Annotated in this window: 25 protein-coding genes; 12 read left to right on the top strand and 13 right to left on the bottom strand. The window is 70.1% G+C overall.

The window, feature by feature from the left end:
• From ACFWHU_RS37575 to ACFWHU_RS37590, 4 genes are all read right to left on the bottom strand, one after another.
• Window positions 1-1,934, bottom strand: a 1,934-nt coding sequence (locus tag ACFWHU_RS37575) for a condensation domain-containing protein (RefSeq protein WP_387230761.1), incomplete at its 3' end; no start/stop codon positions are given.
• 66 nt (window positions 1,935-2,000) lie between these two features.
• Complete coding sequence (locus tag ACFWHU_RS37580; RefSeq protein WP_385804467.1) at window positions 2,001-2,249, bottom strand: acyl carrier protein; 249 nt, start codon at window positions 2,247-2,249, stop codon at window positions 2,001-2,003.
• A 99-nt stretch (window positions 2,250-2,348) separates the two neighbouring features.
• Complete coding sequence (locus tag ACFWHU_RS37585) at window positions 2,349-3,395, bottom strand: beta-ketoacyl-ACP synthase III (protein WP_385804465.1); 1,047 nt, start codon at window positions 3,393-3,395, stop codon at window positions 2,349-2,351.
• Window positions 3,396-3,559: 164 nt separating this feature from the next.
• Entirely contained in the window at window positions 3,560-4,996 is a 1,437-nt protein-coding gene (locus ACFWHU_RS37590; protein ID WP_387230764.1) for a helix-turn-helix domain-containing protein, read from the bottom strand.
• A gap of 297 nt (window positions 4,997-5,293) precedes the next feature.
• Here ACFWHU_RS37590 and ACFWHU_RS37595 point away from each other — a divergent pair, with 297 nt between their 5' ends.
• Entirely contained in the window at window positions 5,294-5,668 is a 375-nt protein-coding gene (locus ACFWHU_RS37595; RefSeq protein ID WP_387230766.1) for a hypothetical protein, read from the top strand.
• A 106-nt stretch (window positions 5,669-5,774) separates the two neighbouring features.
• Here the strand turns inward: ACFWHU_RS37595 and ACFWHU_RS37600 are convergent, their stop codons facing one another.
• Window positions 5,775-8,660 (bottom strand): BTAD domain-containing putative transcriptional regulator, encoded by a 2,886-nt coding sequence (locus ACFWHU_RS37600; protein ID WP_387230768.1) that lies wholly within the window; start codon window positions 8,658-8,660, stop codon window positions 5,775-5,777.
• A 474-nt stretch (window positions 8,661-9,134) separates the two neighbouring features.
• Between ACFWHU_RS37600 and ACFWHU_RS37605 the strand changes: the two genes are divergently transcribed.
• Window positions 9,135-9,548 carry a nuclear transport factor 2 family protein gene (locus tag ACFWHU_RS37605; RefSeq protein ID WP_387230770.1) on the top strand — a complete coding sequence of 138 codons (414 nt, stop codon included), beginning with the start codon at window positions 9,135-9,137 and terminating at the stop codon, window positions 9,546-9,548.
• 19 nt (window positions 9,549-9,567) lie between these two features.
• Here ACFWHU_RS37605 and ACFWHU_RS37610 read toward each other — a convergent pair whose 3' ends face one another.
• The 3 genes from ACFWHU_RS37610 to ACFWHU_RS37620 all read right to left on the bottom strand — a co-directional run bounded on the left by ACFWHU_RS37610 (window position 9,568) and on the right by ACFWHU_RS37620 (window position 11,235).
• Window positions 9,568-10,077 (bottom strand): hypothetical protein, encoded by a 510-nt coding sequence (locus tag ACFWHU_RS37610; protein ID WP_387230772.1) that lies wholly within the window; start codon window positions 10,075-10,077, stop codon window positions 9,568-9,570.
• A gap of 22 nt (window positions 10,078-10,099) precedes the next feature.
• Window positions 10,100-10,363, bottom strand: coding sequence for a hypothetical protein (locus ACFWHU_RS37615; RefSeq protein WP_387230774.1), 264 nt, complete (start codon window positions 10,361-10,363; stop codon window positions 10,100-10,102).
• 314 nt (window positions 10,364-10,677) lie between these two features.
• Window positions 10,678-11,235: a hypothetical protein gene (locus ACFWHU_RS37620; RefSeq protein ID WP_385804451.1), complete on the bottom strand. Its 558-nt coding sequence runs from the start codon at window positions 11,233-11,235 to the stop codon at window positions 10,678-10,680.
• A gap of 104 nt (window positions 11,236-11,339) precedes the next feature.
• Here ACFWHU_RS37620 and ACFWHU_RS37625 point away from each other — a divergent pair, with 104 nt between their 5' ends.
• Window positions 11,340-12,047 carry a TetR/AcrR family transcriptional regulator gene (locus tag ACFWHU_RS37625; RefSeq protein WP_387230776.1) on the top strand — a complete coding sequence of 236 codons (708 nt, stop codon included), beginning with the start codon at window positions 11,340-11,342 and terminating at the stop codon, window positions 12,045-12,047.
• Between the two features lie 81 nt (window positions 12,048-12,128).
• On the opposite strand, the gene ACFWHU_RS37630 is transcribed toward ACFWHU_RS37625, so the two are convergent.
• Window positions 12,129-12,596 (bottom strand): nuclear transport factor 2 family protein, encoded by a 468-nt coding sequence (locus ACFWHU_RS37630; RefSeq protein WP_387230778.1) that lies wholly within the window; start codon window positions 12,594-12,596, stop codon window positions 12,129-12,131.
• Between the two features lie 107 nt (window positions 12,597-12,703).
• Here ACFWHU_RS37630 and ACFWHU_RS37635 point away from each other — a divergent pair, with 107 nt between their 5' ends.
• The 6 genes from ACFWHU_RS37635 (at window position 12,704) to ACFWHU_RS37660 (ending at window position 17,517) form a co-directional block, all read left to right on the top strand.
• Window positions 12,704-13,513, top strand: coding sequence for an alpha/beta fold hydrolase (locus ACFWHU_RS37635; RefSeq protein WP_385804445.1), 810 nt, complete (start codon window positions 12,704-12,706; stop codon window positions 13,511-13,513).
• Window positions 13,513-14,781, top strand: coding sequence for a PP2C family protein-serine/threonine phosphatase (locus tag ACFWHU_RS37640; protein ID WP_387230824.1), 1,269 nt, complete (start codon window positions 13,513-13,515; stop codon window positions 14,779-14,781). The genes ACFWHU_RS37635 and ACFWHU_RS37640 overlap by 1 nt, the downstream gene beginning before the upstream one ends.
• Window positions 14,778-15,140, top strand: a complete 363-nt coding sequence (locus tag ACFWHU_RS37645) for an STAS domain-containing protein (RefSeq protein ID WP_387230780.1) — start codon at window positions 14,778-14,780, stop codon at window positions 15,138-15,140. The genes ACFWHU_RS37640 and ACFWHU_RS37645 overlap by 4 nt, the downstream gene beginning before the upstream one ends.
• 421 nt (window positions 15,141-15,561) lie before the next feature.
• On the top strand, window positions 15,562-16,248 hold the full coding sequence (locus tag ACFWHU_RS37650; RefSeq protein WP_387230782.1) for a HemK2/MTQ2 family protein methyltransferase: 687 nt from the start codon (window positions 15,562-15,564) through the stop codon (window positions 16,246-16,248).
• On the top strand, window positions 16,229-16,501 hold the full coding sequence (locus ACFWHU_RS37655; protein ID WP_387230784.1) for a CDGSH iron-sulfur domain-containing protein: 273 nt from the start codon (window positions 16,229-16,231) through the stop codon (window positions 16,499-16,501). Before ACFWHU_RS37650 ends, ACFWHU_RS37655 begins: the two co-directional genes overlap by 20 nt.
• Window positions 16,498-17,517 carry an iron-containing redox enzyme family protein gene (locus tag ACFWHU_RS37660; protein WP_387230786.1) on the top strand — a complete coding sequence of 340 codons (1,020 nt, stop codon included), beginning with the start codon at window positions 16,498-16,500 and terminating at the stop codon, window positions 17,515-17,517. Before ACFWHU_RS37655 ends, ACFWHU_RS37660 begins: the two co-directional genes overlap by 4 nt.
• Window positions 17,518-17,701: 184 nt before the next feature.
• On the opposite strand, the gene ACFWHU_RS37665 is transcribed toward ACFWHU_RS37660, so the two are convergent.
• On the bottom strand, window positions 17,702-18,424 hold the full coding sequence (locus ACFWHU_RS37665) for a dienelactone hydrolase family protein (protein ID WP_385804430.1): 723 nt from the start codon (window positions 18,422-18,424) through the stop codon (window positions 17,702-17,704).
• Between the two features lie 327 nt (window positions 18,425-18,751).
• Between ACFWHU_RS37665 and ACFWHU_RS37670 the strand changes: the two genes are divergently transcribed.
• On the top strand, window positions 18,752-19,165 hold the full coding sequence (locus tag ACFWHU_RS37670) for a phage holin family protein (RefSeq protein ID WP_387230788.1): 414 nt from the start codon (window positions 18,752-18,754) through the stop codon (window positions 19,163-19,165).
• On the top strand, window positions 19,162-19,473 hold the full coding sequence (locus ACFWHU_RS37675) for a DUF3618 domain-containing protein (protein ID WP_387230790.1): 312 nt from the start codon (window positions 19,162-19,164) through the stop codon (window positions 19,471-19,473). The genes ACFWHU_RS37670 and ACFWHU_RS37675 overlap by 4 nt, the downstream gene beginning before the upstream one ends.
• A 10-nt stretch (window positions 19,474-19,483) precedes the next feature.
• Here ACFWHU_RS37675 and ACFWHU_RS37680 read toward each other — a convergent pair whose 3' ends face one another.
• Both ACFWHU_RS37680 and ACFWHU_RS37685 read right to left on the bottom strand, forming a co-directional pair.
• The gene (locus ACFWHU_RS37680; RefSeq protein WP_385804470.1) at window positions 19,484-19,714 is read right to left on the bottom strand and encodes a DUF6480 family protein; all 231 of its coding nucleotides are present in this window, start codon (window positions 19,712-19,714) and stop codon (window positions 19,484-19,486) included.
• Window positions 19,715-19,832: 118 nt separating this feature from the next.
• Window positions 19,833-20,705 carry an RNA polymerase sigma factor SigF gene (locus ACFWHU_RS37685; RefSeq protein ID WP_387230792.1) on the bottom strand — a complete coding sequence of 291 codons (873 nt, stop codon included), beginning with the start codon at window positions 20,703-20,705 and terminating at the stop codon, window positions 19,833-19,835.
• Between the two features lie 234 nt (window positions 20,706-20,939).
• On the opposite strand from ACFWHU_RS37685, the gene ACFWHU_RS37690 reads away from it, so the two are divergent.
• Window positions 20,940-21,605, top strand: a complete 666-nt coding sequence (locus tag ACFWHU_RS37690; RefSeq protein WP_387230794.1) for an HAD family hydrolase — start codon at window positions 20,940-20,942, stop codon at window positions 21,603-21,605.
• A 152-nt stretch (window positions 21,606-21,757) separates the two neighbouring features.
• Here ACFWHU_RS37690 and ACFWHU_RS37695 read toward each other — a convergent pair.
• The coding region (locus ACFWHU_RS37695; RefSeq protein WP_387230796.1) for a beta strand repeat-containing protein at window positions 21,758-24,931 on the bottom strand (3,174 nt) is incomplete at its 5' end.

The following is a 24,931-nucleotide window of genomic DNA, read 5'->3' on the forward strand; positions in this document are numbered from 1 at the left end:
CAGGAGACGGGTGAGCACTGGAGGAATCGTTGGTCCGGTGCGAAGGTGGCGTAGTTCTGGGCGAGTACGGTGCCGGTCAGTGCGCGGTGCGAGGTCAGGATCGCCTTCGGCCGGCCCGTCGACCCGGAGGTGTACATGATCGTCGCCGCATCCTCCGGATGCGCACCCGAGACAGGATTCCCGACCGGGTGATTGTCGACGGACAGGGCGTCGAGATCGACCGTGCCCGCCAGCCGGTCCTGTGTCGGCCCATGAGCCAGCACGACGACCGGCCCCGCGTCCCGGGCGATGAGGGAAAGGCGCTCATCGGGGAAGTCGGGGTCGAGGACCGCGTACGTGGCGCCTGTCTTGGTCACGGCGATCAGGGCCGTCGCGAAGGTGATCCCCCGCTCGACCAGGACACCGACGGTCTGGCCCCGGCGCACTCGATGACGGGTCATCAGATAGTGGGCCAGCTGGTTGGCCTTGGCGTTCAACTCCCCGTAGGACACCCGCTCGTCCTTGAAGATCAGCGCGGTCGCGTCCGGAGTAAGCGCGGCCTGCTGCTCGAAGCGCCCGCCCAGCGTGACACTGTCCACCGGCCGCACCGTGTCGTTCCACGTATCGAGGACCAGCTCCCGCTCCCGCGCCGACATCACCTCCACCTCACCCACCAACACCCCGGAGTCCGAGGTCATCGAGGAGACGATCTGATGGAAGGTCCGCTCATACGCCGAGAGATCGACACTCTCCCCGTACGCCTCGTCGATCGTGAAGTCGACCCGCAGCCCCCCGTCGGGACCGCGGCTGACGGTGAGCGAGAGATCCTCGGCGGTCCCCCCGGTGGAGAGCAGATGCCCCACGGCCGGTATCCCCGCGAACGACGACTGCTCCTCGGCGACGACGATGTTGACCACCGGACCGAACCGGCGGCGGCCGTTCGCCGGCCACCCCAGGTCACGCATCAGATCGGCCGAGTCGTACCGCTGGTGCCACTGCGCGCGCAGGGTCAGCGCCGCCACCCGGGCGGCGAACTCCTCGCACGTCTGCGCGTTGTCGACCCGGCAGCGCAGCGGGATGACGTTCGCCATCATGCCGGGCACGCTCATGCCGTCCTTGCCGAGCCGCCCCGAGACCGGCAGGCTCAGCAGGACGTCCGAGTCCCCCGTCCACAGCCTGCGGTGCAGGACCGCGGCCGCCAGCACCGCCTGCTGCCACGAGATCCCCGCGCGTGCGCCGAACGCGACGAGCCGCCCGAAGCCCTCCTCGTCCACCGAGGACGTCTGCCGGCTGATCCGGTGCGTGAGCGCCCCGGCCGTTCCCGCACCCGCCGGATACTCCGCGCCCGCCATGACGTTCTTCCAGTACAAGGCGTCCCTGGCGCGCGCCTTCGAGGTGGCGTACGCGTCCTGCTCCGCCAGCAGACGTTCGAACGAGCCGTACGGGGTACCCGGTCCCGCGGCCCCGGCGAGAGACGCGTACAGCTCGGCGGCCCTGCGTCGCATCAGGGTCGCGCTGTAGCCGTCGTTGATCAGATGGTGCGCACGGTTGTACCAGAAGTAGCGGTCGGGGCCCACCGCGAAGAGGATGTGATGGAAGAGCGGGCCCCGTTCGAGGTCGGGCACCGAACCAAGGTCGTCGAGCATCCGCCGTCGCGCGGCTGCCACGGGATCCGGCTCCGCACTGACATCGAGCAGTGCCACGGCGAAGTCCGGCGCGTCGCCGAAGTGCTGCCGGGGCACGCCGTCCACCTCGCTGAACGTGATGCGCGCGGTCTCGTCCTCGGCCACCAGCGCCGTCACCGCCGCCTTGAGGAGCTCCGGGTCGGCGGGACCGTTGATCTCCAGATAACCCCCCATGTTGAAGACGGGGTTGAGCGGATCCATGCGCTGCGCGTACCACACCCCCGACTGAGCCTCGTTGAGCGGACGTCCGCCGTTCCCCGGATCAGACATGGCTTCCCCTTGTACGTTGTTCCGTTGGCGGACGTGTGATGTGTACGTCGTCGCGTGGACGGGCCCTCAGACGCCGGCCACTGCCTCTCGGCGCTGGATGATGTCCAGAATGTCCTGAACGCTCGCGACGTCGATCATTTCGCTGTCGTCGAGGGTGAGGAAGAAGCGCTTCTCCACCTGGACGAGAATCTCGACCAGCGAGAGGGAGTCGATTCCCAGGTCCTCCTCGAGCCGGTCCCCGGCGGTGATGTCCGCCTGGATCTCCGGCATGACGTAGACGACGATCTCCCGCACTCTTTCCAGTGCCGTTTCCATGTCTCTCCCTCGGTGGTGGCGGGCGGATGCCGCGCCGGGTGGGTGGTGGTGGGGCTTCGGTACGCGAGGATCCCGTGAGGCCGGGATCCCGTGGGGGTCTCAGATGCTGTCGGCGGGGGCGACAGGAGGCAGGTCCGGCCAGATCAGCGTGGCCGCGGCCCAGGTGACGCCGCCGCCGAACGCGGCCAGCAGGACCTTGTCGCCCGCCTTCAGCTCCCCGGAGCCCATCGCGTCCATGAGCGCGAGGGGGATCGAGGCGGCGGAGGTGTTGGCCACCCGGTCGACATTGATGACCGCCCGGTCCTCGGGCAGACCGATCTCCTTGGCGGTCGCCGCGAGGATCCGGCGGTTGGCCTGGTGCGCGACGAGCCGGTCGACGTCCTCGACCGCCCAGCCCGTCTTCGCCAGTACGTCCAGCGACGCCTCGGCCATCCGGGCGATCGCGTGCCGGTAGACGAGCCGCCCCTGCATACCGAGATAGCTCTGCTCCGGGCTCGCCGCCGAGAGCGCCGAGCGCTGACGCGAACCACCGGCCGGTGTAAGGAGGATGTCCAGCAGATCGCCGTCGCTTCCGAGCGTCTGGGCCAGCAGGCTGCCCGGCTCGTCGGCCGTACCGGCCCGTACCACCACGGCTCCCGCGCCGTCGCCGAAGATCGGGGCGGTGATCTTGTCGTCGTGGTCCACGATGGTGGAGATGGCGTCGGCGCCGATGATCAGGCCGGTGCCGTAGACGCCGGAGGCCAGCATGCCCGCCCCGGCCGACAGCCCGTACACGAAGCCGGAACAGGCGGCGTTCAGGTCGAAGGCGGCGATCCCGGCGAGTCCCAGACGGGAGGCGACGGCCGGCGCGGTGGAGGGGAAGGTGTGGTCGGGCGTGCAGGTCGCCAGGATCAGGAAGTCGACGGGAGGGTTCCCGGCGGCGTCGAGCGCGCGCCGCCCCGCCTCCACCGCCAGGTCCGACGTGGCGCCCTCGGGGTCGACGAGATGACGCTGCTCGATTCCCGTCCGCTCCCTGATCCAGTCCGGGGTGACGCCGAGCCTCTCCGCCACCTCCTCGTTCTTCACGACGCGGGCGGGCAGGGACGCGCCGATTCCCGTGATGACGGCGGTCCTGGTGCCTGGGGCACTGTGCGTTACCGGGGACATGGGTCCTCCTTGAGTGCGCATGTGGTCGGCCCGGCGGGATTCCGTCGCTCTCCGAGGCCCGTTGCTTTCCTCATCGAACACCTGGTGCGAAACGGCCTGCGGCAGTTGTTCCGGCATTCGCGGAGCAGAACGGCCCCTCTGGACAACCGGCTCCGGGCCCCGGCTCACCGGTGGCCCGCGACGGTCGCCACCCGTGCGGCGGCCGGCTGGAAGGCGCGCACCAGGTGGAACACCTGGAAGCGGGAGCGGCCGAGCTGGTAGCTGGGGCGGGCCGTTCCGCTCAGCAGCAGATCGCGCACCATACGGCCGCACTCCGGCAGGCTCCGCCCGGTCAGCGCGGCGACGTCGGCGAGCTCGAAGTCGCCTTCCCCGCCGGCCCGTTCGCCGTCGCAGAGCCGGGCGAGCAGCGCCCTGCCGTCCGCCGACAGCCGGGCGACCCGGCGCCGCAACGCCTCCTGGAATCTGGCCCCCTCGTCGTCCCCCGACAGATGGACCAGCAGGCTCGCCAGGTCGTCCTCCAGGCACTGCCGCAGGGTCGCCAGGTCGTAGACGACCAGCCAGGAGGCGGCCGCCCGCAGCGCGGAGGGCAGACCGTCGAGCCTGCGGCATACGTCGGCGACCGCCGGCACGTCGTCCTGCGTCAGCGCGTACTCCGGTCTGGTGCGCCGCAGTTGGTCCAGGAAGAGCCGTACGGCCGGAATCCGCCCCAGCGAGTCGGGGGTGTACTCCCCGGCGCTGTCCGGAGCCTCCAACGGGCCCAGCAGGAAGGTGCGTTCACCGGCGACCCCGTACGGGCCCTCCGAGGTCACCAGGATCCGCAGCTCCGGGCAGTCGCGCAGCAGCCGGTCGATCCCGCCGGTGTCCGGGCGGTCGGTGAGCGCGCCGTCCACCACCAGGAGCGCGGGCCGGTCCGCGACGAGTTCGGCGAGCGCCGTGACATCGGCATGCCGGTCGGTCCCCTCGGTGGTCCCCGCGGCGGGGGTCCGAGCTCCCGGCGGACCGAACAGCGCGTCGGCGCATCCCGCGACCAGCGCGGCGAGACCGTCGGGACCGCTCTGCTGCCGGTACGCGACGGGCGGACCCGCGAAAGCCGCCCACAGCACGGGGAAACCGCTGCCGCTGTGCAGGCGGGCAGCCACCTCCAGCGCGAGCCGGGTCTTGCCCACTCCGCTCAGGCCCATCACATTGACCAGACGCTCGGTTCCGGAGGCGAGTTCGGCGGTGAGGGCGGCGGCCTCGGACTCCCGGCCCATCAGGGTGTCGAGCGCGGCCGGCGGCGCCGTGGGAGCGGCGTCGTAACCCGCCTTCAGTGCCCAGCCGTTCTGCCCCTGGCGGGCGGCGGCCTCAAGATCGGTGCGGGCTCGCGGGCCCAGCCGCAACCCGTCGGCGATCAGGCGTACGGTGGCGTGCCGCGGCCTGGTGGCCCTGCCCTGCTCCAGATCGCGGATGGCCCGCACACTGATGGTCGAGAGATCCGCCAACTCGCGCTGCGTCAGGCCGACCCGGTCGCGGTGCCCGCGTACCAGCCTGCCGAACAGACCGATGTCGTCGGCCGCTTCCCCGGCACTCTCCGCCTTGGCACTCACCGTCTTGGCGCTCATCGTCACCTTCAACACTCCTCGCGTCGGGACCTGGGTCCGGGCGACGGGTGTCCCCGCGCTGTTCCGCCCCCGGACTGGAACTCCCGACCCATCGTCCGAATCCGGCTATCGGCGCGGCATCGCCGGAACAACGGTGGGTGGCTCGCGCGCGGCGCGTGGGGCACGGGCGGAACCGACGGTGAAAGGATGACCGTCACTGGTGATAGCGGGGGGTTAAAGGCCGCGATAGTCCCGAGTTTCCAGCTCTCCCTAAGTTCGTGTCATCGAAGAGCGGAACCGAGGGAAGGAAACCCCGAGATGCGCGTCAACACAGTTCTCAAGAGCCTCGTGGTCACCGCCGTCATCGGCGGGACGGTCATGATCGGTGGCACGGCCGCCCACGCCGCCGAGGGCGGTGCCCCCCTCGCGACCGTCGCCCTGTCCGCGTCCCCCGCGTCCCCCGCGTCCGCCCCGTCGGACGGCGTCCAGGACGGGAACGACCCCTGGGACGTCCCGCCGGCGGGGAACGACCCGTGGGACGGAGACCCGAAGGCGAACAACCCCTGGGACAGCGCGCCCCACGCGAACAACCCCTGGGACAGCACGCCCAAGACGAACAACCCCTGGGACAGCACGCCCAAGACGAACAACCCCTGGGACAGCACGCCCAAGACGAACAACCCCTGGGACTGACCCGGAAGGGACCTCCGGACAGCCCGGCCGGTCGACGGACGCACCGTTCGGACAACGACCGATCAGCCACGACGGGCCGTACGTGGAACCGCCGCCCCGCCCGTCCCTACGGCAGCCGCGCGATGTCGCGCCGTACGATCTCCGCACCACCGTGGTCCATGATCTGTTCCCGCACCGCGAGTGCGCGGACGAAGAAGCCGCGAGCCTCCTCGTAACGCTCCTGGCCGGCCTTCAACTCGCCCAGATTGCGGAGCAGATGGCCCTCGCCGATCAGATCCCCGCTCGCGCGGACCATCGCCAGCACACCGGTCAGCGTCCGCTCCGCCTCGTCGTGTTCACCGCGCTGGAACAGCACTTGACCGACCCGCCGCAGCGCACGCGCCTCACCGCCGGTGTATCCAACCGACCGGTAGATTCCGAGCGCCTCCTCCAACTGGGCGTGTGCGGCGGCCGTATGACCACGTCTCATCCAGATGTGCGCGCTCTGCGTCAGTACGCTCGCCCTGCCGACGATGTCCCCGACCAGCCCGAAGTCGCGGATCGAGTGGTCGTAGAGCGCCAACGCCCGCTCGTCGTCGCCCGCCTGCCGTTCCAGAAGGGCCAGGTCCCGCCGGCACAGTGCCAGTCCGCCCCGGTCACCGAGTTCGTCGAAGATCGCCAGCGCCTGGTCCAGTGACTTCCGGGACTCATCGGGCCGGCCACTGCTGAGGTAGAGCGTGCCGAGCGAGCTGAGCAGTGCGGCGGTGCCGCGTCTGTTGCCGGATCTTCGAACCGCCGCGAGCGCGACCCGGTGCGTCGTCTCCCAGTGGTCCAGATAGCCACGAGCCTCGAAGAGCGTCACCAAGGTGGTCGCGAGATCCCAGCACAGTTCGTCCAGCCCTTCCTTCGCCGCGTGTTCCACCGCGTTGCACAGATTTTCCTGTTCCCTGTCCAGCCAGTCGAGCGGGTCGGCGAGCAGCTCCTCCACGTAGTCGGCCGGCGGTACCCACCGCGGGGCCGAACCGTGCAGCACGGTGTAGTCGCCGCCGTAGATCTTGCGGTGGGCGCGCTCCGCCAGCGCGAGCCAGCCGCCCAGCATCCGCTCCGTCGCGCTCTGCCGCACAGGCAGGCTGTCGGTGACGGCGAGCTGTTCACGCGCGTAGACCTTGATGATTTCATGGAAGCGGTAACGGAACTCACCGGTGCTCTCCACCGAGACGACATCGAGCATCTGCACGTCGACCAGGGGCTCCATCAGGTCCGACGGCTGCGCGCGGTGGTCGTCCATGAGCGCCCCCGCGAGCCAGCCCGGCAGCGTCGGCCCCTGCGCCAGACTGAGCAGGCGCAGCAAATGCCGGTCGGTGGGGTCGAGTCCGTCGAACGTGAGCGACAGGCTGGTCCGGATGGTCATCTCGCCGTAGGCCAGCTCGTCGAGCCGGTGGCGTTCGTTCGCCAGGCGGTTGACCATCGAGGCGAGTGACCAGTGCGGACGGGCGGCGAGCCGGGCGGCGACGATGCGCAGCGCCAGCGGCAGCCCGCCCACCGTACGGATCAGCGCCCGCGCGGCTTCCCGCTCGTCGGACACCCGGTCGGGGCCGAGGATCAGCCCCATCAGCTCCAGAGCCCGGGTCTCGTCCAGGATCTTCAGTTCGATACGGCGCGCACCGGGCAGGGCCGTCATCCGGGACCGACTGGTCACCAGCACCGCGCAGTTGTCGCTGCCGGGCAGCAGCGGGCGGACCTGGCTCTCGTCGTAGGCGTCGTCCAGCACGACCAGGACCCGGCGGGTGGCCATCAGAGTGCGGTACATCTCGGCGCGCTCGTCGAGAGAGGCGGGGATCACCGGGCCGGGAATGCCCAGTGCCCGCAGGAAACGGCCGAGCGCGTCGGCGGGCGCGACCGGTTCGGCTCCCGCGCCCCGCAGGTCGCAGTACAACTGGCCGTCGGGGAAGACTTGTCCGCTCAGCCGGTGTGCGATGTGGGTGGCGGTCGTGCTCTTGCCGATGCCGGGCTTGCCGATCATGACGACGACCCCGACCGCGCGCTGACCGGCGCCGCCGGTCAGCACGGCCTCGACCGTCTCGATCAGGGCCTTGTCACCGACGAAGTCCGCCGTGTCCGTGGGGAGTTGATGCGGCAGCTCGTCACGGTGCCCCAAGTCGGCGGCGACCGGTACGGGAGCGACCGGTTCGACGGCGTTCTGGGCCGAGGCGGGCGGCCCGGCGTGCAGCGCGCTGTCGCCGGCGAGGATGGCCGTCTCCAGCAGGCGCAGCTCCTCGCCGGGGAGCAGCCCCAACTCCTCGATCAGCAGATCGCGGCCCGCACGGTAGATGTCCAGCGCCTCGGCCTGCCGGCCGGACCGGTGCAGGGCGAGCATCAGCTGGCCGCGGAGCCGTTCCCGCAGCGGGTTCTCATGCAGCAACCGACCTAATTCGCCCACCAGTTGATGATGGCGGCCGAGTTCGAGCTCCAGCTGGATGTAGGTCTCGACGGCGTTCAGCCGGTCCTCGTCGAGCTGGAGCGCCTTGGCGCGCAACGCGTCGCTGGTGACACCGCCGAGGCACTGACCGCGCCAGAGCGCCACCGCCGCGCGCAGCAGCTCGGCCGCCTCCGCGATCCTCCCCTCCTTGACCAGCACCCTGGCCTCCGCCGTACGGCGGTTGAAGAGGCGCAGATCCAGCATCTCGTCGGCGGCGCGCAGCAGATATCCCGGCGGCCGGGTGGTGATCGGGGCGTCGATGCCCGCTTCCGCGAGTCCTTTGCGCAGTCGGGACACACAGATCTGCACCTGGGTGCGCGCGGTGTCGGGCGGCTCCTCGTCCCAGATCAGGTCGACGAGGTAGTCGGTGCTCACCACCCGGTTGGCATCCAGGAGCAGCGCCGCCAGGATCGCCTCCTGACGGCCGGGAGGTATCCGTACGGGACCGACGGGGCCACGCACCTCCAGCGGGCCGAGGATCAGGAAGGCAAGCTGTGCCGCGCTGGTCCGTTCCACTGCCGACGACTCGATCATGCGTCTCCAAGCTCGGACACATCTGCGACGTTTGGGCACAGTGTCAACGACCGTAAAACCGGTTGTCCATGGGGTGTGGATGGCTATCTTGGATATCCGTGTGTCTGGAAAGTAAATTCCGCGAACCAGGGCATGCCGGCCGCGGCCCGCCACGTGGCGTTTGAGCTGTGGATTTGTCAAGTCCCCGCGGTGTGCCGCGTGTTGACGGAACGTTGCGCAGCTGACGGTCGATCAGATGAGGATGCTACCGCCTGCTGTGCCCGCTGGGGCGGGTGGTGTCTGTGACTGTTTGCCCGATCCTGCGCGTGGCCGATGTCCTACGCCCGCGGGTGGCCAACGGAATCGCACTCCGTTCCGATTCCGTTCACAGTAATAGCGCGGTGATAGTCCCCAGTAGTGACACTCGAAGAAGGTGTCAGAGCGAACCACGCATCGCGGCACGGACGCCCCGGTGCGAGTGAGAGGAGTAGCCGTATGAGCGGCCTGTTTCCGAGGCGGTCGCCACAGAGTGCTGCCTCCATGGCGGCCGGAATCGATCATGTGCGGCTGTCCTACCACTACCGCGACACCGGGGACATCGACGCGTTCGGATCGCTGCTGCATGAGGACGTGCAGGTCAAGCGGCCGGACGCACCCTTCGGGCACGGCCGCGACGAGGTCATACGGCTGCACACACGGATGGCCGGAGGCAGGGAGCACCACCACATCTACAAGATCGTGGCCGACGGTGACTGTGTGGTGGTGACGGGGAGTTACACCGGGGCCGCCGACGGCGAGGGGGCGAACGGGGCCCACGCGGGGCCGCTGGAGTTCGCCGACGTCTTCACGCTCACCGACGACGGCATGCTGCTCGGCTACCGGCGGTTCTACTTCGTCGCACCGAGCTGAGGGGAATCGCCGAGGGGAATCATCGCGCCGCGGGGCCGGCCGGGCTGCTCTCGATCCACTCCTGGAGCTGGTCCGGCGTGACGGTCGGGTCGGCGATGAGTGAATTCAGCGCGTCCGAGGCGTGGACGGAGGTGCTCACGGCGGGGCAGCGCCCGCATGCCGCCCGGCCGGTCTGCTGCCACCACTGACAGCGCGCGCGCAAGTGGCAGCGGGGGAGCGGCTGTTCGTCGGAGGCGGGCAGGGTACGGATCTTGTCGACGAGCGTGCAGTCGTTGTTCAGGCGGTGGGCGCAAGTGCTGACGCAGTGCGAGGCGAAGCGCAGGACCCGGCTCGGCTCGATGCCGTCCGGGATCATCGGCAGCAGTTCCTTGGCCGGAGCCGGTGTCGCGAGGTAGGCCAGGGTGCCGTCCGACCGGGAGCGGACGCCGAGAACGACGGCCTCGGGCGCGAGCGCCTGTCCGCTGGGGCACCACGTGGTGGGTGCGGGTTCGGCAGCAGTTGCGACGTCGGGCGTGTTCTCGGTGTCCATGACTCTCCTCGGGGCGACGGTGTCAGCAGGCGGCGGTCGTGGCCGTGCCGGGCTTCGACTGGAGGGCGGGCCGGCCCACCGGGTCGCCGTTGAGGGCGACGGCCCCCTGGGCGGCCTCCAGAGCGACCGCCTGGGCCAGGTGCTCGTGGAGTTCGGCGGTGCTCGTGATGCGCTCGGCGGCGGCCGGCGCCGGGGCGGCCACCGCGGCGGTGGTGCCGACGGCCAGCAGCCCGGCGGTCAGGAGCGCCGCGGCGGCGGCCCGGTGAGTCTGGGGCAAAGGAGACATGAAGGGATCCCTTCGGGTGGACTGATGGAGCGCGTAGTGCGTTCCCGAAAGGACGCTAGGGGGATGAGGGCGGCGCGACCGGCAGTCGCGGTGCCGGGAAGGGCGGCGGTTTCCGGTCAATGTCGGGAGCGCCGCCGCACGCTCCCGACCAGCCGCTCATCGGGCCGGCGGTCGTCGAGTCACGCGGTTGCCGTTACGACCGTCACGCGTTTGCCGGTCGGGCGGTCGAGGTATGCGCGACCGGGGCCGAGTCACGTCCGGGGCGCTGTCGGGTGTGCCGCCCCGGCCGCCGCTTCCTCGCGCCCGGCGGCTTCTCAGCCCTGTCGGGCCGAACGGGACAGACGGATCGCCGAGACGAGGAAGAAGATCCCTCCGAGCGTGGCGTAGCCGGCGAGGTTGGTCAGCGAGGGGTCGTCCTGTGAGGCGCCTTGGATGAAGCTCGCGCCGGCCAGCACCGAGATGCCGCCGCTGGCGATCATGGCCCACTGGCCGCCCATCGGCCGGCGCGCGACGCCCACGAGGAGCTGGACCAGCCCGGAGAGGATCGCCCACGCGCCCCAGACGCGCAGCACGTCGGCGACGCCCGAGGTGCCGGCGACCGCGACGCCGACGGCGGCGAGCGAGCTGATGGCGATGTTGGCGTACAGGCCCTTGACCGACCCGCCGGCCCGCGACGACCTGGCATCGACGACGGCCGCGACCACGTCGAAGGCCGGATAGAGGAACAGCAGGACCTTGGCCCCGACGGTGAGGTCCGAGCCGGACATCAGCAGGAGCGCCGCCCACGCGGCGGCGAAGACGAAGCGGATGACGTACAGCCGGCGCAGGGCGGTCGTGGCGCCGACGTGCTCGGCGGAGGCGGTGGATGCCATGGGGTTCTCCAGTGAGTGTGAAAAAGAGAGAACGATCTCTCTTGTTCGTCGCAGCCTGGCACACCCCTTCCGTAAACACAAGAGTGAACGTTCTACCCGCTACAATGGGCGGCATGACACAGACGGACGTCGGCACAGGCCCCGGCAGGCGAGTCTCCGAGGCCCGGCAGCGGCTCCTGAAGACAGCCGGGCAGCTCTTCTACGCGGAGGGCATCCACACGGTGGGCGTCGACCGTCTGGTCGCCGAGTCGAAGGTCACCAACGCCACCTTCTACCGCCACTTCCGCAGCAAGGACGACCTCGCCGTCGCCTACATCGGAAGCGTCGACCAGGCGATCCGCGCCCAGATCGACTCGCTGACGGCCGCGGACGTGCCGACCGACGGCATCCTGCGGGGCATCGGTGCGTCACTGGTCGAGCAGATCCGCTCGCCCGGTTACCGCGGATGCGCCTTCCTCAACGCGGCGGCGGAATTCCCCGATCCCGACCACCCGGTCCACCGTGCCGTCGTGCAACACCGCGAGTGGTTCCTGCGGACGATCACCGGACTGTTCGCCAAGATCACGGACAAGTCCGCCGACCACGCCGGGCGCCACTTCGTCATGCTCCGCGACGGCGCGATGAGCGCCGGCTACCTCGGCGACCCCGTCCTGGCCGGCGAGACCTTGCAGCGCGGCATCGAAGGACTGCTGCGGATCCACAGCGCCCGCGCCCTCGACGAGCCCGCCGCCTCCGCACCCGGCCAGTCGCCCCCGGCGCCCACGCCGCCCACGACGGTCACCGACATCGACTGCTCACCGCCCGGCGCGTGACCGCGCTCCCGCCCGTATGAACGGCCTCCGCGTGCCGAGGTGGTCGGCTGCTCGGTCAGCTGATGCGGAAGCCCGCCCGGGTCAGGGAGCCTCGTGCGCCGGCAGCGTGACGTCGAGGTCGGCTGCGGGCAGAACCTTGGTCGAGTTGTGTTCGCGGACGATCCGCCAGCCGTCCGGCGTTCGGCGCCAGACCAGCGAGGTCGTGGTACGGATCCCCGTGATGACGGCTGGCATGGTGATCCGCGCGACGAACGTCAGGGTGGACGCGGCCAGATCGTGACCGGCGACGACGTGCGGGCCGTCATCGACGACATGATGCGCGGAAACCATCTCGCGAAAGCTGGGCTCCCAGATCGAGCCGTAGCCGACGGCTGTCGTCGCCACGCGCTGCTCGGGGTCGAAGTCGTCGTAGAGGCGTACGTCCGGAGAGCCGAAGTCGTAGAAGTCGCCGAAGGTGTGCCGAAAGTCGAACGGTGGGTCCCCCTCGTTGCGCTCCCAGCCGAACACCCACCGGCTGTGCAGGTCTGCGATCAGTTGTTCATCGCTCATGATTCGACGCTAAGGCCGCGGGCGGATTTCAGGGAGGGTCTGTCGCACCCAGGCACGCGAAAGCCTCGCCGCCGATGGTGTCGGAAGTGTTCTGCGAGGATGGTCGTATGACAGCGCGCAGCAGGAACCATGTGTCGGTTTCCGGCCGGGCCGGGGGGCCGGTGGTGATGCTGGCGCACGGGTTCGGGTGCGATCAGAACATGTGGCGGCTGGTGGTGCCGCTTCTCGAGCGCGACTTCACCGTGGTGCTGTTCGACCATGTGGGCGCAGGGCGTTCCGACCTGTCGGCGTGGAGCCAGGAGCGCTATTCCACCCTGGAGGGCTACACCGAGGACGTGCTGGAGATCTGCCGTGAGCTGGCGCTCGGCCCGGTGACGTTCGTGGGGCACTCGGTGAGCGCGATGATGGGCGTGCTGGCCGCGGCGCGGGAACCGGAGATGTTCGCCGGCCTGGTGCTCCTCGCCCCGTCGCCGCGTTTCGTCGACGACCCGGACGCCGGCTACCGCGGCGGATTCAGCGCCGAGGACATCGACGAACTCCTGGGATCCCTGGAGGCGAACTATCTGGGCTGGTCGGGCGCCATGGCCCCGGTGATCATGGGCAATCCCGGACGGCCGGAACTGGGCGAGGAACTGACCAACAGCTTCTGCCGCACCGATCCGGACATCGCCCGCGTCTTCGCCCGCGTGACGTTCTTGTCCGACAACCGCGAGGACCTCGCCCACGTCACCGTTCCCACCCTCGTCGCACAGTGCTCCAGCGACGCGATCGCGCCGCCGGAGGTCGGGGCCTTCGTCCAGTCGAGGATCGCGGGAAGCAGGCTGGTCACCCTGAACGCGACCGGCCACTGCCCCCAGCTCGCCGCCCCGGAGGAAACGGCTGCCGCGATCGCCGAGTTCGTCACGGCCCCGAGATGATGTGCGACAGGGGCGACGGCGAGAGCGGCGAACACCCGCTGGGCGAGGAACAGCCTCGTGACGACCGTGCGGCGTTCGCCACCCTGCTGGAGGACAGCGCCGAGGACCTGTACGAGCACGCGCCGTGCGGTTACCTCTCCACGCTGCTGGACGGCACGATCGTGAAGATCAATACGACTCTGCTCGACTGGCTCGGACACACCCGTGGCGACCTGGTGAGCCGCAGGACGTTCGCCGGCCTGCTGACCGTGGGCGGCCGCCTCTACCACGAGACCCACTTCGCCCCACTGCTGCGTATGCAGGGCGAGATCAGCGGCATCGCCCTGGAACTCAAGACGGCCGACGGCAGCCGTCTGCCCGTGCTCGTCACCTCCACGGTCAAGACCGGCAGCGACGGGCAGCCGCTGCTCATCCGCACCACCGTCTTCGACGCCCGCGACCGCCGCGCCTACGAAACCGAGCTGCTGCGCGCCCGGGCGCAGGCAGAGCGCGAACGCGAAGAACTCCAGCGCCTCAACGCCACCCTCCAGCAGACCCTGCTGCCTCCCGCACTGGTGAAAGTGCCCGGACTGGACGTGGCCGCGCACTACCACATCGCCTCCACCGACAAGGTCGGCGGCGACTTCTACGACCTCTTCCCCCTGGCCGACGGTACCTGGGGGCTGTTCCTGGGCGACGTGTGCGGCAAGGGCGCCGCCGCGGCCGCCGTCACCTCCCTGGCCCGCTACACCCTGCGCGCCGCCGCCGTCTACCAACCCGACCCGGCCGCCGTCCTGAGCAACCTCAACACCGTCCTCAACCACGAATACAACGGCCAGGACCCGCGGTTCTGCACCGTCATCTTCGGGCTGCTCACCCCCGCCGAACAGGGCGGCTTCCACATCACCCTGGCCAGCGGCGGCCATCCTCCGGCTCTGCTGATGCGCGCGGACGGGAGTACCCGGTACCTGCCCACCCCCGGCGGCCAGCTCATCGGCGTCCTGCCCGACGCCCACATCGCCACCACCACCCTCCACATCGAGGCGGGCGACACCCTGCTGCTTCACACCGACGGCCTCACCGAAGCCCGCTCGGCCTCGGACGGTGAGGACGACCGCTACGGCGACGAAGCACTCCTCGATTTCGCCCGGGCTCTCGCTCCCACCAGCCCCTCCGCCGCCGTCGCCGCCATCCGTGACCTGCTCGACTCCTTCGGCACCGGCGTGGACGACGACGCCGCCGTCCTCGCCATCGGCGTCCCCGGCCCCACCAGTGAAGAGCAGCTGTGACCTACCTCGCGATCCACACCCGGACCACTTCCGCCGGGCCTGTCCTGGAACTGACCGGAGAACTCGACCACATCAGCTGCTCACAGGTACGCGACCTTCTCCCCGGCCTGGTGCTTCAACGGGGCCAGCGGCTCGTCATCGATCTGACCGGCGTCACTTTCTGCGACTCCAGCGGCATCACCGCCCTGATCGCCGCCCGCAACCACGCGCTCGCCGCCCACGCAGGCATCGCCTTGGCAGCAGTTCCGCACCACATCCACCGTATTTTCACCATGGTGGGGCTGGACCAGGTCTTCGCCTCCTACCCCACCGCCCAGGCGGCCGAAGCAGCCTGGACACCCCCCGCGCCCCCTTCCTGATCCAGCCCGCCAGGATGTTGCGGATGGCTCTCGCGCGCCTGCGGGTGGACGGGGCCGGTATCCGACGGGCGGCGGGTTTCGCGAAGGCCTGGGACAGTGGGAGGCATGTGGCCGGGCGTCCCGGGTACCTGGCGGTCGGCCCGCTCGGGGCTGTTGTCCAGGGTTGGAGGGCCGATGGCCGTACGACACCGATTGTTCGCGCCATGGCGACCGGGTGGTCGGCACTTCGGACTCGCGCTCCGGGAGCGGGCGTGCCCGGAGACCCTGGGACGAGAACTCCGTAGTCGCCATTGACGAACATCCGCCGCACGGGCCGGGTGGGCTGCTGCACTCCGTCACCGGAGCATGCTCGCCCGCCTGGCGGGAGCGGTGGGGAACCCAACGCTCTCGTCGCGGGGTGGCGTAGTGATGAGGTGAGTCGATGCCCGGTCTGATCGGTACGTACGGCGAGGGCGGCCGCGTGATGCTGCCGCGCGGTGTCTACGGGCCTCAGGGGGACACGCTGCTGCTGCGAGAGGCTCTGGAGCGGGAGACGGTCGGTGCCGGGACGACGGTCCTGGACGTCGGTACGGGGTCCGGTTTCCTCGCCCTCGCCGCCGCGCGGCGGGGCGCACGAGTGACGGCCGTGGACCGGACCCGCCGGTCCGTGCTCGCCACCCGTCTGAACGCGGCGCTCGCCGGGCTGCGGGTCGAGGCCGTCCGAGGTGACCTCCTTGGCCCCGCCGTCGGCAGGCGGTTCGATCTCATCCTCAGCAATCCGCCCTATGTACCGGCGCCAGACGCCGTCCCGCCCCTGCGGGGCCCGGCCAGGGCGTGGGACGCGGGGCACGACGGGCGCCTGATCATCGACCGGTTGTGCGACGGGGCGGCGGGCCTGCTCCGCCCCGGCGGAGCGCTGCTCCTCGTTCACTCGGCGCTGTGCGGGGTGGCCGCGACCCTGGAGCGGCTGGAGCGCGCGGGGCTGCCGGCCGAGGTGACGGACCGCCGCTCCGTGCCCTTCGGTCCCGTACTGGCATCGCGGCGGCAGTGGCTGCTGGACCGCGGCCTGATCGCGCCCGGTGACGACAAGGAGAAGCTGGTGATCATCCGTGCCCAACGAGCCGAGTGACAGGCCCTGCCGCATCACCCCGACACGTGACGGGCCGCTCCTGGTCGAGGGACCGGTCGAAGTGACCCTGGAAGACGGGAGCACGGTGCGGTCGGACCGGTTCACCGTGGCCCTGTGCGCCTGCCGGCGCAGCCGGACCTACCCCTGGTGCGACACCAGCCACCGCCGCAGGGTCAGGGGCTCCGCCGCGCCCCGGGGCGATTCGGGCCAAGCGCGCGGTTCGAGTGCCGCGAGTGAGGAGTCCCTCGAGTGAAACCGGCGGAGCCGACCGACGTCCGGCTGAGCGAGCCCGTCCTGCCCACGGGCCGTGGAGAGCTCAGCGACGGGGCCCTCCGTGCGCTGCGGAGCCCCGAAGGGGAGAGTCTTCTGCCCTCGGGCCGCGCTGTGGATCAGGCCGATCCGTACGGCGAGGACCTGCACCTGGCGCTCTACCTCTGCTACGAACTGCACTACCGCGGATTTCAGGGCGTCGACCCCGCCTGGGAGTGGCATCCGGCACTGCTCGGGCTGCGGGCGGGTCTGGAACGCCGCTTCCTGGACACGCTGCGAACGGACACCGAAGACCGCCCGCACAGTGCCGACGAGGCGTTCGAGGGGATTCTGGCCGAGCCGGTGAACGGCACGGGGCTCACGTACTTCCTCCGGGACGAGGGGGAGCTGTGGCAACTGCGTGAGTACGCGGCCCAGCGTTCGCTGTACCACCTCAAGGAGGCCGATCCGCATGCCTGGGTGATCCCACGGCTGCGCGGCAGGGCCAAGGCGGCCATGGTCGCGGTCGAGTTCGACGAGTTCGGCGGCGGCCGGGCCGACCGCATGCACTCGCGGCTCTTCGCCGACCTGATGACCGACCTCGGACTGGACACGGCCTACGGCCGGTACCTGGACGCGTCGACCGGGGAGATGCTGGCCGTCGTCAACCTGATGTCCATGTTCGGGCTGCACCGGGCACTGCGCGGCGCCCTGGTCGGACACTTCGCCGCGGTCGAAGTCACCTCCTCGCCCGCCTCCCGCCGACTGGCCGAGGCCATGCGGCGGACGGACGCGGGAGCGGCGGCGGTGCACTTCTACGCCGAGCACGTGGAGGCGGACGCCGTCCACGAGCAGGTGGTGCGCCGCGATGTCGTCGGCGGGCTGCTGGAGGACGAGCCGTGGCTGGAGGCGGACGTCGCCTTCGGTGTCGCGGCCACCGATCTGCTGGACGCCCGTATCGGGGAGCGGACGCTCGCCGCCTGGCGCGCGGGCCGCACCAGCCTGCGCACACCGCTCTGACAGCTCGCCGGCGCAGCTGCCCAACAGCTTGCGGGGGAGCGCGACGCCGCAGGGCCGATGGCCGGTCGGGGCGGTCGTGCGTCTGCCGGGCACCGCTCACCGAGGAGGGCCGGGGCCTGTCCCCGATGAGCGGCGTCCTGGCGGGATACCGCCCAGCGTCAGCTGACGGCCGGACGGCCCGGTCTCACTTCAGATGCCGGGCGAAGAACCGGTTCCCGTCGTCCACCTCGAACCACGGTGTGCCGGTGTGCCCGCCCAGATTGGCGTGCAGGGTCTTCTCCTTGGTGCCGAAGGCGTCGAAGAGGTCCAGGGCGCGTTGCCGGGGGTTCCCCTCGTCGTCCCACTGAAGCAGGAGCAGCAGCGGAATGGTGACCTGTCGGGCCTCCTCGCGCTGGGCGCGGGGCACGTAACCCCCGGCGAAGAAACCGGCGGCCGAGATACGCGGTTCGGCCGCCGCCAGCCGAATGCCGACGGCGGTCCACCCCGAGTACCCGACCGGGCCGCCGATCTCGGGCAGTGCGAGGAGGGCGTCCAGGGTGGTCCGCCATTCCGGGACCGCCTTCTCGACCAGCGGGCCGACGACGGACTCGAAGATCTCATCGACCGGCTCGCCGGCCCGCATCGCCCGGCGGAGGTCGGCGCGCACCTGCTCGTCGGCGGCGGAACGGGGCCGGTCGCCGCACCCGGCGGTGTCGATGGTGGCCACGGCGTAGCCGTACGCGGCGGAGCACCGGGCACGGGCCACCAGCCGGGGTTCCCGCCTGGGCAGGCCGTTGTTGTGGGCCATCAGGACCAGCGGGACCGGTGCGGCGGAGTCGGGCGTCCACAGGGTGCCAGGGGTCTCGCCGAGGGTGAATTCGCGTTCGAGGACACCGTCGTCGAGACGCTGTTCGGAAGTGAATCGCATGGTCGTGCCTTTCGGGAGTGCGCTTGAACGGCGCTCCCGGACGACCTATCGCCCGACCGTGACCCCGGAGGGGAGCACCCATGTCGATACTGCGTTCACGGGTACCACCTCCTCGTTCTGTCGCACGGCCGCCGAAAAAGTAGCAGTGGTCGCCGTGGTCCGCCAACGGGTTTCTTCACGGACTCCTTCCGTACCGGGCGATCGGGGCGACGCTCGTCAGACCCGGCCGCCATGCGCGTCGGCCGATGACGAACGCCGCGGTACGGGACGGATGGTCTGGGTACCCGAGGTCTGCCAGTCGATGTCGCTGTGAAAGGGAGTGGACCAATGGACCCATCTCACCCGAAGACGTCCGATTCCCGGGAGCCGGTGGGCGATCTGGTGAAGCAGGCGTCGGAACAGATTTCCAGGCTGCTGCGCGAGGAACTGGCGCTGGCGCAGGCGGAGATGAAGGAGAAGGGCAAGCGGTTCGGGCGGGGCGGTGGACTGTTCGGCGGAGCCGGCCTGATCACGGTCATCGCCCTCCAGGCGCTGGTCGCCACCGCGGTGATCGCCCTTGCCCTCGTGTGGCCGCTGTGGCTGTCGGCGCTGGTGATCACCGCCGTGCTGTTCGCCCTCGCGGGCGTCCTCGCGGCACTGGGCAAGAAGGAAGTCGCCGAGGCCGGCCCCGCGGCTCCCCGGAAAGCCATGGACGGGGTCAAGGCGGATATCGCCCAGATCAAGGAGAGTGCACACCGATGACCGAGAAACCGAACAACGGTACGGACGCGCCCACCCCCGAGGAGCTGCGTGAGCGCGTCGAAGGAACGCGGGAGGAACTCGGACAGACGGTCGAGGAGCTGGCCGCGAAGGTCGACGTGAAGGCGCAGGCCCTGGAGAAGGGCACCAACCTGCTGCGGTCGGCGCGGGACAAGACCCCGGAGCCCGTACGCGAGAAGGCGGCGCAAGCAGCGACCGCGGCCCAGCAGAACCGTGGCCTGGTGTTCGCCGGCGTTGCCGCGCTGGCCCTGGCGTTCTTCCTGACGCGTAAGGCAGGAGGCGGGCGCTGAGAGTCGCCTGTCAGGTCAGGAGATATACGGCGTACGCCACGAAGAACCCGGCACACAGCAATGTGACGGTGGCGATGGCTATGAGTGGGCCCATGGCCCAGCCGGGCTCGGGCTTGACCCGCGGGCCGAGCTCCGAGCCGGTACTGGACTCGCCGGGCGGTGTCTCCCCGGGAGGCACTGATCCTCCTGCCTCGAGGCCCGTCGTCACGCGCGGATCCGGATCGGCGCCGTTGTCACTCATACTGGGCAATTACCCACTATTCATCCTCTTAATGGATAAAAGTGGCAGTGCTTCCTCCGGGAACGGTCCACTGGTGGGACGGTACGTGCCACGGACGGGCGCGGCGCGCGCGGACGGGTCAGAGGTTGGTGAGGAGTCCGACGCGGAGTTTGGCCAGGATGTGGGTCAGGAGGCGGGAGATGTGCATCTGTGAGAAGCCGAGTTCGGTGGCGATCTGAACCTGGGTCATCTCCTGGCCGAAGCGCATTTCGATGATGTGCCGCTCCCGCTCGTCGAGCCGGTCCAGCAGCGGGGCGAGCGCGTGGAGGTTCTCCACCAGTTCCATGCCGGGGTCGCGTTCACCGAGGGTCCGGGCGTGGGTGATGTCGTCCGAGGTGCTGCCGTCGTCGCCCGCGGGGGTGTCGAGGGACCCGGCGGTGTAACCGGCGGCGGCGACGAGGCCTTCGGTGACCTCGTCCTCGGACAGATCGAGGTGACAGGAGAGGTCGGTGACGGTGGGTGTCCGGTCGAGCTCCTGGCCCAGTTCCTCCTTCGCCGTCTTGATGTCGCCGCTCAGCTCCTGAAGGCGGCGCGGGACGTGGACCGACCAGCTGGTGTCACGGAAGAATCTTTTGATCTCCCCCACGACGTAGGGGACGGCGAAGGTGGCGAACTCGACCTCGCGGGCGGGGTCGAAGCGGTCGATCGCCTTGATCAGTCCGACGGTGCCGACCTGCAGGACGTCTTCCATCTCGCCGTTGCCCCGGTTGCGGAAGCGGCGAGCCGCGTACCGGACCAGGGTCACGTTCATCTCGATCAGTGTGTTCCGGGCGTACTGGTGCTCCCGCGTGCCCTCCTCCAGCTCCTGGAGCCGTATGAAGAACACCTTCGACAACGCGCGGGCGTCCTTCGGCGCGACTTTCCCCGTGTCCTCGATCCACGGCAGGCCGCCCACCACCGCTCCGTTCGTCGACGCATCCGAAGGCGCGTGCGCGAGCTGCGTGACCGACATGGGGACGACCCTTCAACGGGAGATGACGACAGGTAGCAATGCGCCTGCCCCCACCGCCCTTCCCCACACGCGAAGTTACGGAGAACCGCCCCGGACGGACGGTGGCCCGGGCCTCGGCGCGGCCTGTGCGTGAGTGGACATGGAGGACACCAAGATCGGGCACAGGAGAAGCACGACCCGGCCAGGGCGACGGCGGAGGCCGGCCGGGCCCGTTTCAGGAAAGTGAGGCATTCGGTGGCACGCGCTGCGCTGTTCGACGTGGACGGAACTCTGGCCGATACGAACTACCTGCATGTCACGAGCTGGTGGCAGGCATTCCGTGGTGCGGGCCACGACGTGGCGATGTCCGACATCCACCGGGCGGTCGGGCTCGGCTCGGGAGACCTCGTAGCCCATCTGCTCGGCGACGACCGGAACCATGACCGGGACGATGAGATCAGCGCCGCGCACAGCACGCTTTACGGCACGTACTTCGGTCGGCTGACGGCCTTCGACTCCGCCGCCGATCTGCTGCGGGTCCTGGCCGGCCAGGGCTGGACGAACGTCCTCGCCTCGTCCGCGACCGGACCGGAACTCGACGCCCTGCGCCGCGCGATCGACGCGGACGATGTCATCGCGGGAACGGCGAGTTCGGATGACGTAAAGCGGTCCAAACCGGCACCCGACCCCGTGCGTGCCGCACTGGACCTCGCCGGGGTGCCCGCAGAGCGCGCGGTCTTCGTCGGAGACGCGGTCTGGGACATGGAAGCGGCATCGAGAGCGGGCGTACGGAGCATCGCGGTCCTGTCCGGCGGCATTCCGCGCGACGCGCTCGAAGCCGCCGGGGCGGATGAGGTGTACGAGAACGTCGGTGACCTCCTGGCCCGGCTCGACAACAGCCTCTTCGCGCGCCTGGACTGAGCTGCGCCGACGGCACGCGACGCGCCGGGCGGCCGGGCGGCCGGTATGAGCGATCGTGTCCGCAGGTCGCCGCTGACCGGGGTGGCGGCCACCACCCCGGTCAGCGGCCCCGCTCCGGCCCGTGGCTCACCGGAGCGGCGACCGGTGTGCGGTCAGGGAAGAAGCGGGAAGAGGACGAGCGTCAGCGGTGCCGACACGGAGGACGAGGCGTAGCAACTCGTCCCCGCGAAGGACGCGGTGTAGCTCGTCGCGGTGATCACCGTGCTGGAAACCGGCACCATCGGCGGGGCCAGTGTCGCAACGCCGCCGGCGTTGGTGAGCGCGGTCCCGAGGACGATGGGCCCGAGCGTCGTGTTCGCCCTGAAGGTGATCAGTTGTCCCGCGAGCGGAGCGGCGCTTGAGGTGACCTTGAGCGTGGCGCTCATCGACGGGATGACGAACGTGCCGTTCGCCCGCAGACGAATCTGCGCCGCCGCCGCCGTCAGCGTCGTGGGAACGGCGCTCACGGTCAGGTTCGCCGTCGCGGCGGAGGGACTGTGGCAGGTACCTCCGTTGTAGACGGCGGTCACCGTGCCGCCGGTGCCGGCATTGGTGGTGACGCAGGCCTTGCCGCTCGCGTTGAGCGCGACGGTCTGGCTGAAGCCGCCGGGGGCGGTGAAGGTGACCGTTCCGGTGGGTGTGCCGCTGCCCGGCGCGATGGTCGTGACCGTGGCGCAGAACGTCACCGGCTGACCGCAGGACGCGGGGTTGGGGGTGACGGTGAGCGAGGTCGCGGTCTGGGCGTTGTTCACGGTCACGCCCGTTGTGCCCGTCGCCGGGGTGAAGCATCCGTCGCCGTTGTAGACGGCTGTGACGGTGCCGGTGGTGAGGCTGTTGGTGGTGACGCAGGCTGTGCCACCGGCGTTCAGCGGCACTGTCTGGTTCAGTCCGCCGGGGCCGGTGAAGGTGACCGTTCCGGTGGGGGTGCCGCTGCCGGGTGGCACTGCTGTGACGGTGGCGCACACCGTTACGGTCTGGCCGCATACCGAGGGGTTGGGGTTGACCGATACCGAGACCGTGCTCGATGCGGGGTTGACGGTTACCGGTGCGGTGCCGGTCGATGCGGTGAAGCATCCGCTGCCGTTGTAGACGGCGGTGACGGTGCCGGTGGTGAGGTTGTTGGTGGTGACGCAGGCTGTGCCGCCGGCGTTCAGTGGCACTGTCTGGTTGAGTCCGGCTCCGGTGAAGGTGACCGTTCCGGTGGGTGTGCCGCTGCCGGGCGGCACTGCCGTGACGGTGGCGCACACCGTTACGGTCTGGCCGCATACGGAGGGGTTGGGGTTGACCGTGACGGTGGTGGTGCTGGCCACTTGATTGACGGTTACCGGTGCGGTGCCGGTCGATGCGGTGAAGCATCCGCTGCCGTTGTAGACGGCGGTGACGGTGCCGGTGGTGAGGTTGCTGGTGGTGACGCAGGCTGTGCCGCCGGCGTTCAGCGGCACTGTCTGGTTGAGTCCGCCGGGGCCGGTGAAGGTGACTGTTCCGGTGGGGGTGCCGCTGCCGGGAGCGACCGCCGTGACGGTGGCGCAGACGGTCACGGACTGGCCGCATACGGAGGGGTTGGGGTTGACCGTGACGGTGGTGGTGCTTGCTGCCTGGTTGACCGTCACGTTGACGGTCCCGGTCGCGCTCGTGAAGCAGGAGTCGCCGTTGTAGGTGGCCGAGTACGTGCCGGTGGTGAGGCTGGTGGTGGACAGGCAAGCTTCGCCGCTTGCGTCCAGTGCCAGTGTCACGTTGAGTCCGCCGGGGCCGGTGAAGGTGACCGTTCCGGTGGGGGTGCCGCTACCGGGGGCTACTGCCGTGACGGTGGCGCACACCGTTACGGTCTGGCCGCATACCGAGGGGTTCGGGCTCACCGATACCGAGACCGTGCTCGACGCGGGGTTGACGGTTACCGGTGCGGTGCCGGTCGATGCGGTGAAGCATCCGTCGCCGTTGTAGACGGCGGTGACGGTGCCGGTGGTGAGGTTGCTGGTGGTGACGCAGGCCTCGCCGCCGGCGTCCAGGGGCACCGTTTCGTTGAGCCCGGCTCCGGTGAAAGTGATTGTCCCGGTGGGTGTGCCGCTGCCGGGTGGCACTGCTGTGACGGTGGCGCAGACGGTCACGGTCTGGCCGCATACGGAGGGGTTGGGGTTGACCGTGACGGTGGTGGTGCTTGCTGCCTGGTTGACCGTCACCACTGCGGTGCCCGTCGACGGGGAGAGGCATCCGTCGCCGTTGTAGACGGCGGTGACGGTGCCGGTGGTGAGGTTGCTGGTGGTGACGCAGGCCTCGCCGCCGGCGTCCAGGGGCACCGTTTCGTTCAGCCCGGCTCCGGTGAAGGTGACTGTCCCGGTGGGTGTGCCGCTGCCGGGTGGCACTGCTGTCACGGTGGCGCAGACGGTCACGGTCTGGCCGCATACGGAGGGGTTGGGGTCCACCGTGACGGTGGTGGTGCTGGCCGCCTGGTTGACCGTCACGTCGAAGGTCCCGGTCGAACCGGCGAAGCACGTATCGCCGTTGTAGATGACGGTGACCGTGCCGGTCTCCAGCGCCGTCGTCGTGACGCACGCCTCGCCGCCGGCGTCCAGGGGTACGGTCTGGTTGAGTCCGCCGGGGGCGGTGAAGGTGACGGTTCCGGTGGGGGTGCCGCTGCCGGGTGCCACCGCCGTAACCGTGGCGCAGACGGTCACGATCTCGCCGCATACCGAGGGGTCGGGATCCACCGACACGGCTGTGGTGCTGGCCGCCTGGTTGACCGTCACGTCGAAGAGGCCGGCCGACCCCGTGAAGCAGGAGTCGCCGTTGTAGGTCGCCGAGTACGTGCCGGTGGTGAGGCTGGTGGTGGTCAGGCAGGCCTCGCCGCTTGCGTCCAGTGCCAGCGTCACGTTCAGTCCACCGGGGCCGGTGAAGGTGACCGTTCCGGTCGGGGTGCCGCTGCCGGGTGCGACTGCTGTGACGGTGGCGCACACCGTCACGGTCTCGCCGCATACCGAGGGGCTCGGGTCGACCGACACCGAGACCGTGCTCGACGCCTGGTTGACCGTCACATCCAGCGAGCCGGTCGACGGCAGGAAACAGTCGTCACCCTGATAGGAGGCGGTGACCGTACCGGTGATGAGTGTGCTGGTGGTCAGGCATGCTGTGCCGCCGGCGTCCAGCGCGGCGACCTGAGTGCTGCCGTCGGGCAGCAGGAAGGTGATTGTCCCGGTGGGGGTGCCGCTGCCGGGTGCGACTGCTGTGACGGTGGCGCACACCGTCACGGTCTCGCCGCATACCGAGGGGCTCGGGTCGACCGACACCGAGAC

It is taken from the genome of Streptomyces sp. NPDC060366 (genome assembly GCF_042725135.1).
Classification (GTDB): domain Bacteria; phylum Actinomycetota; class Actinomycetes; order Streptomycetales; family Streptomycetaceae; genus Streptomyces.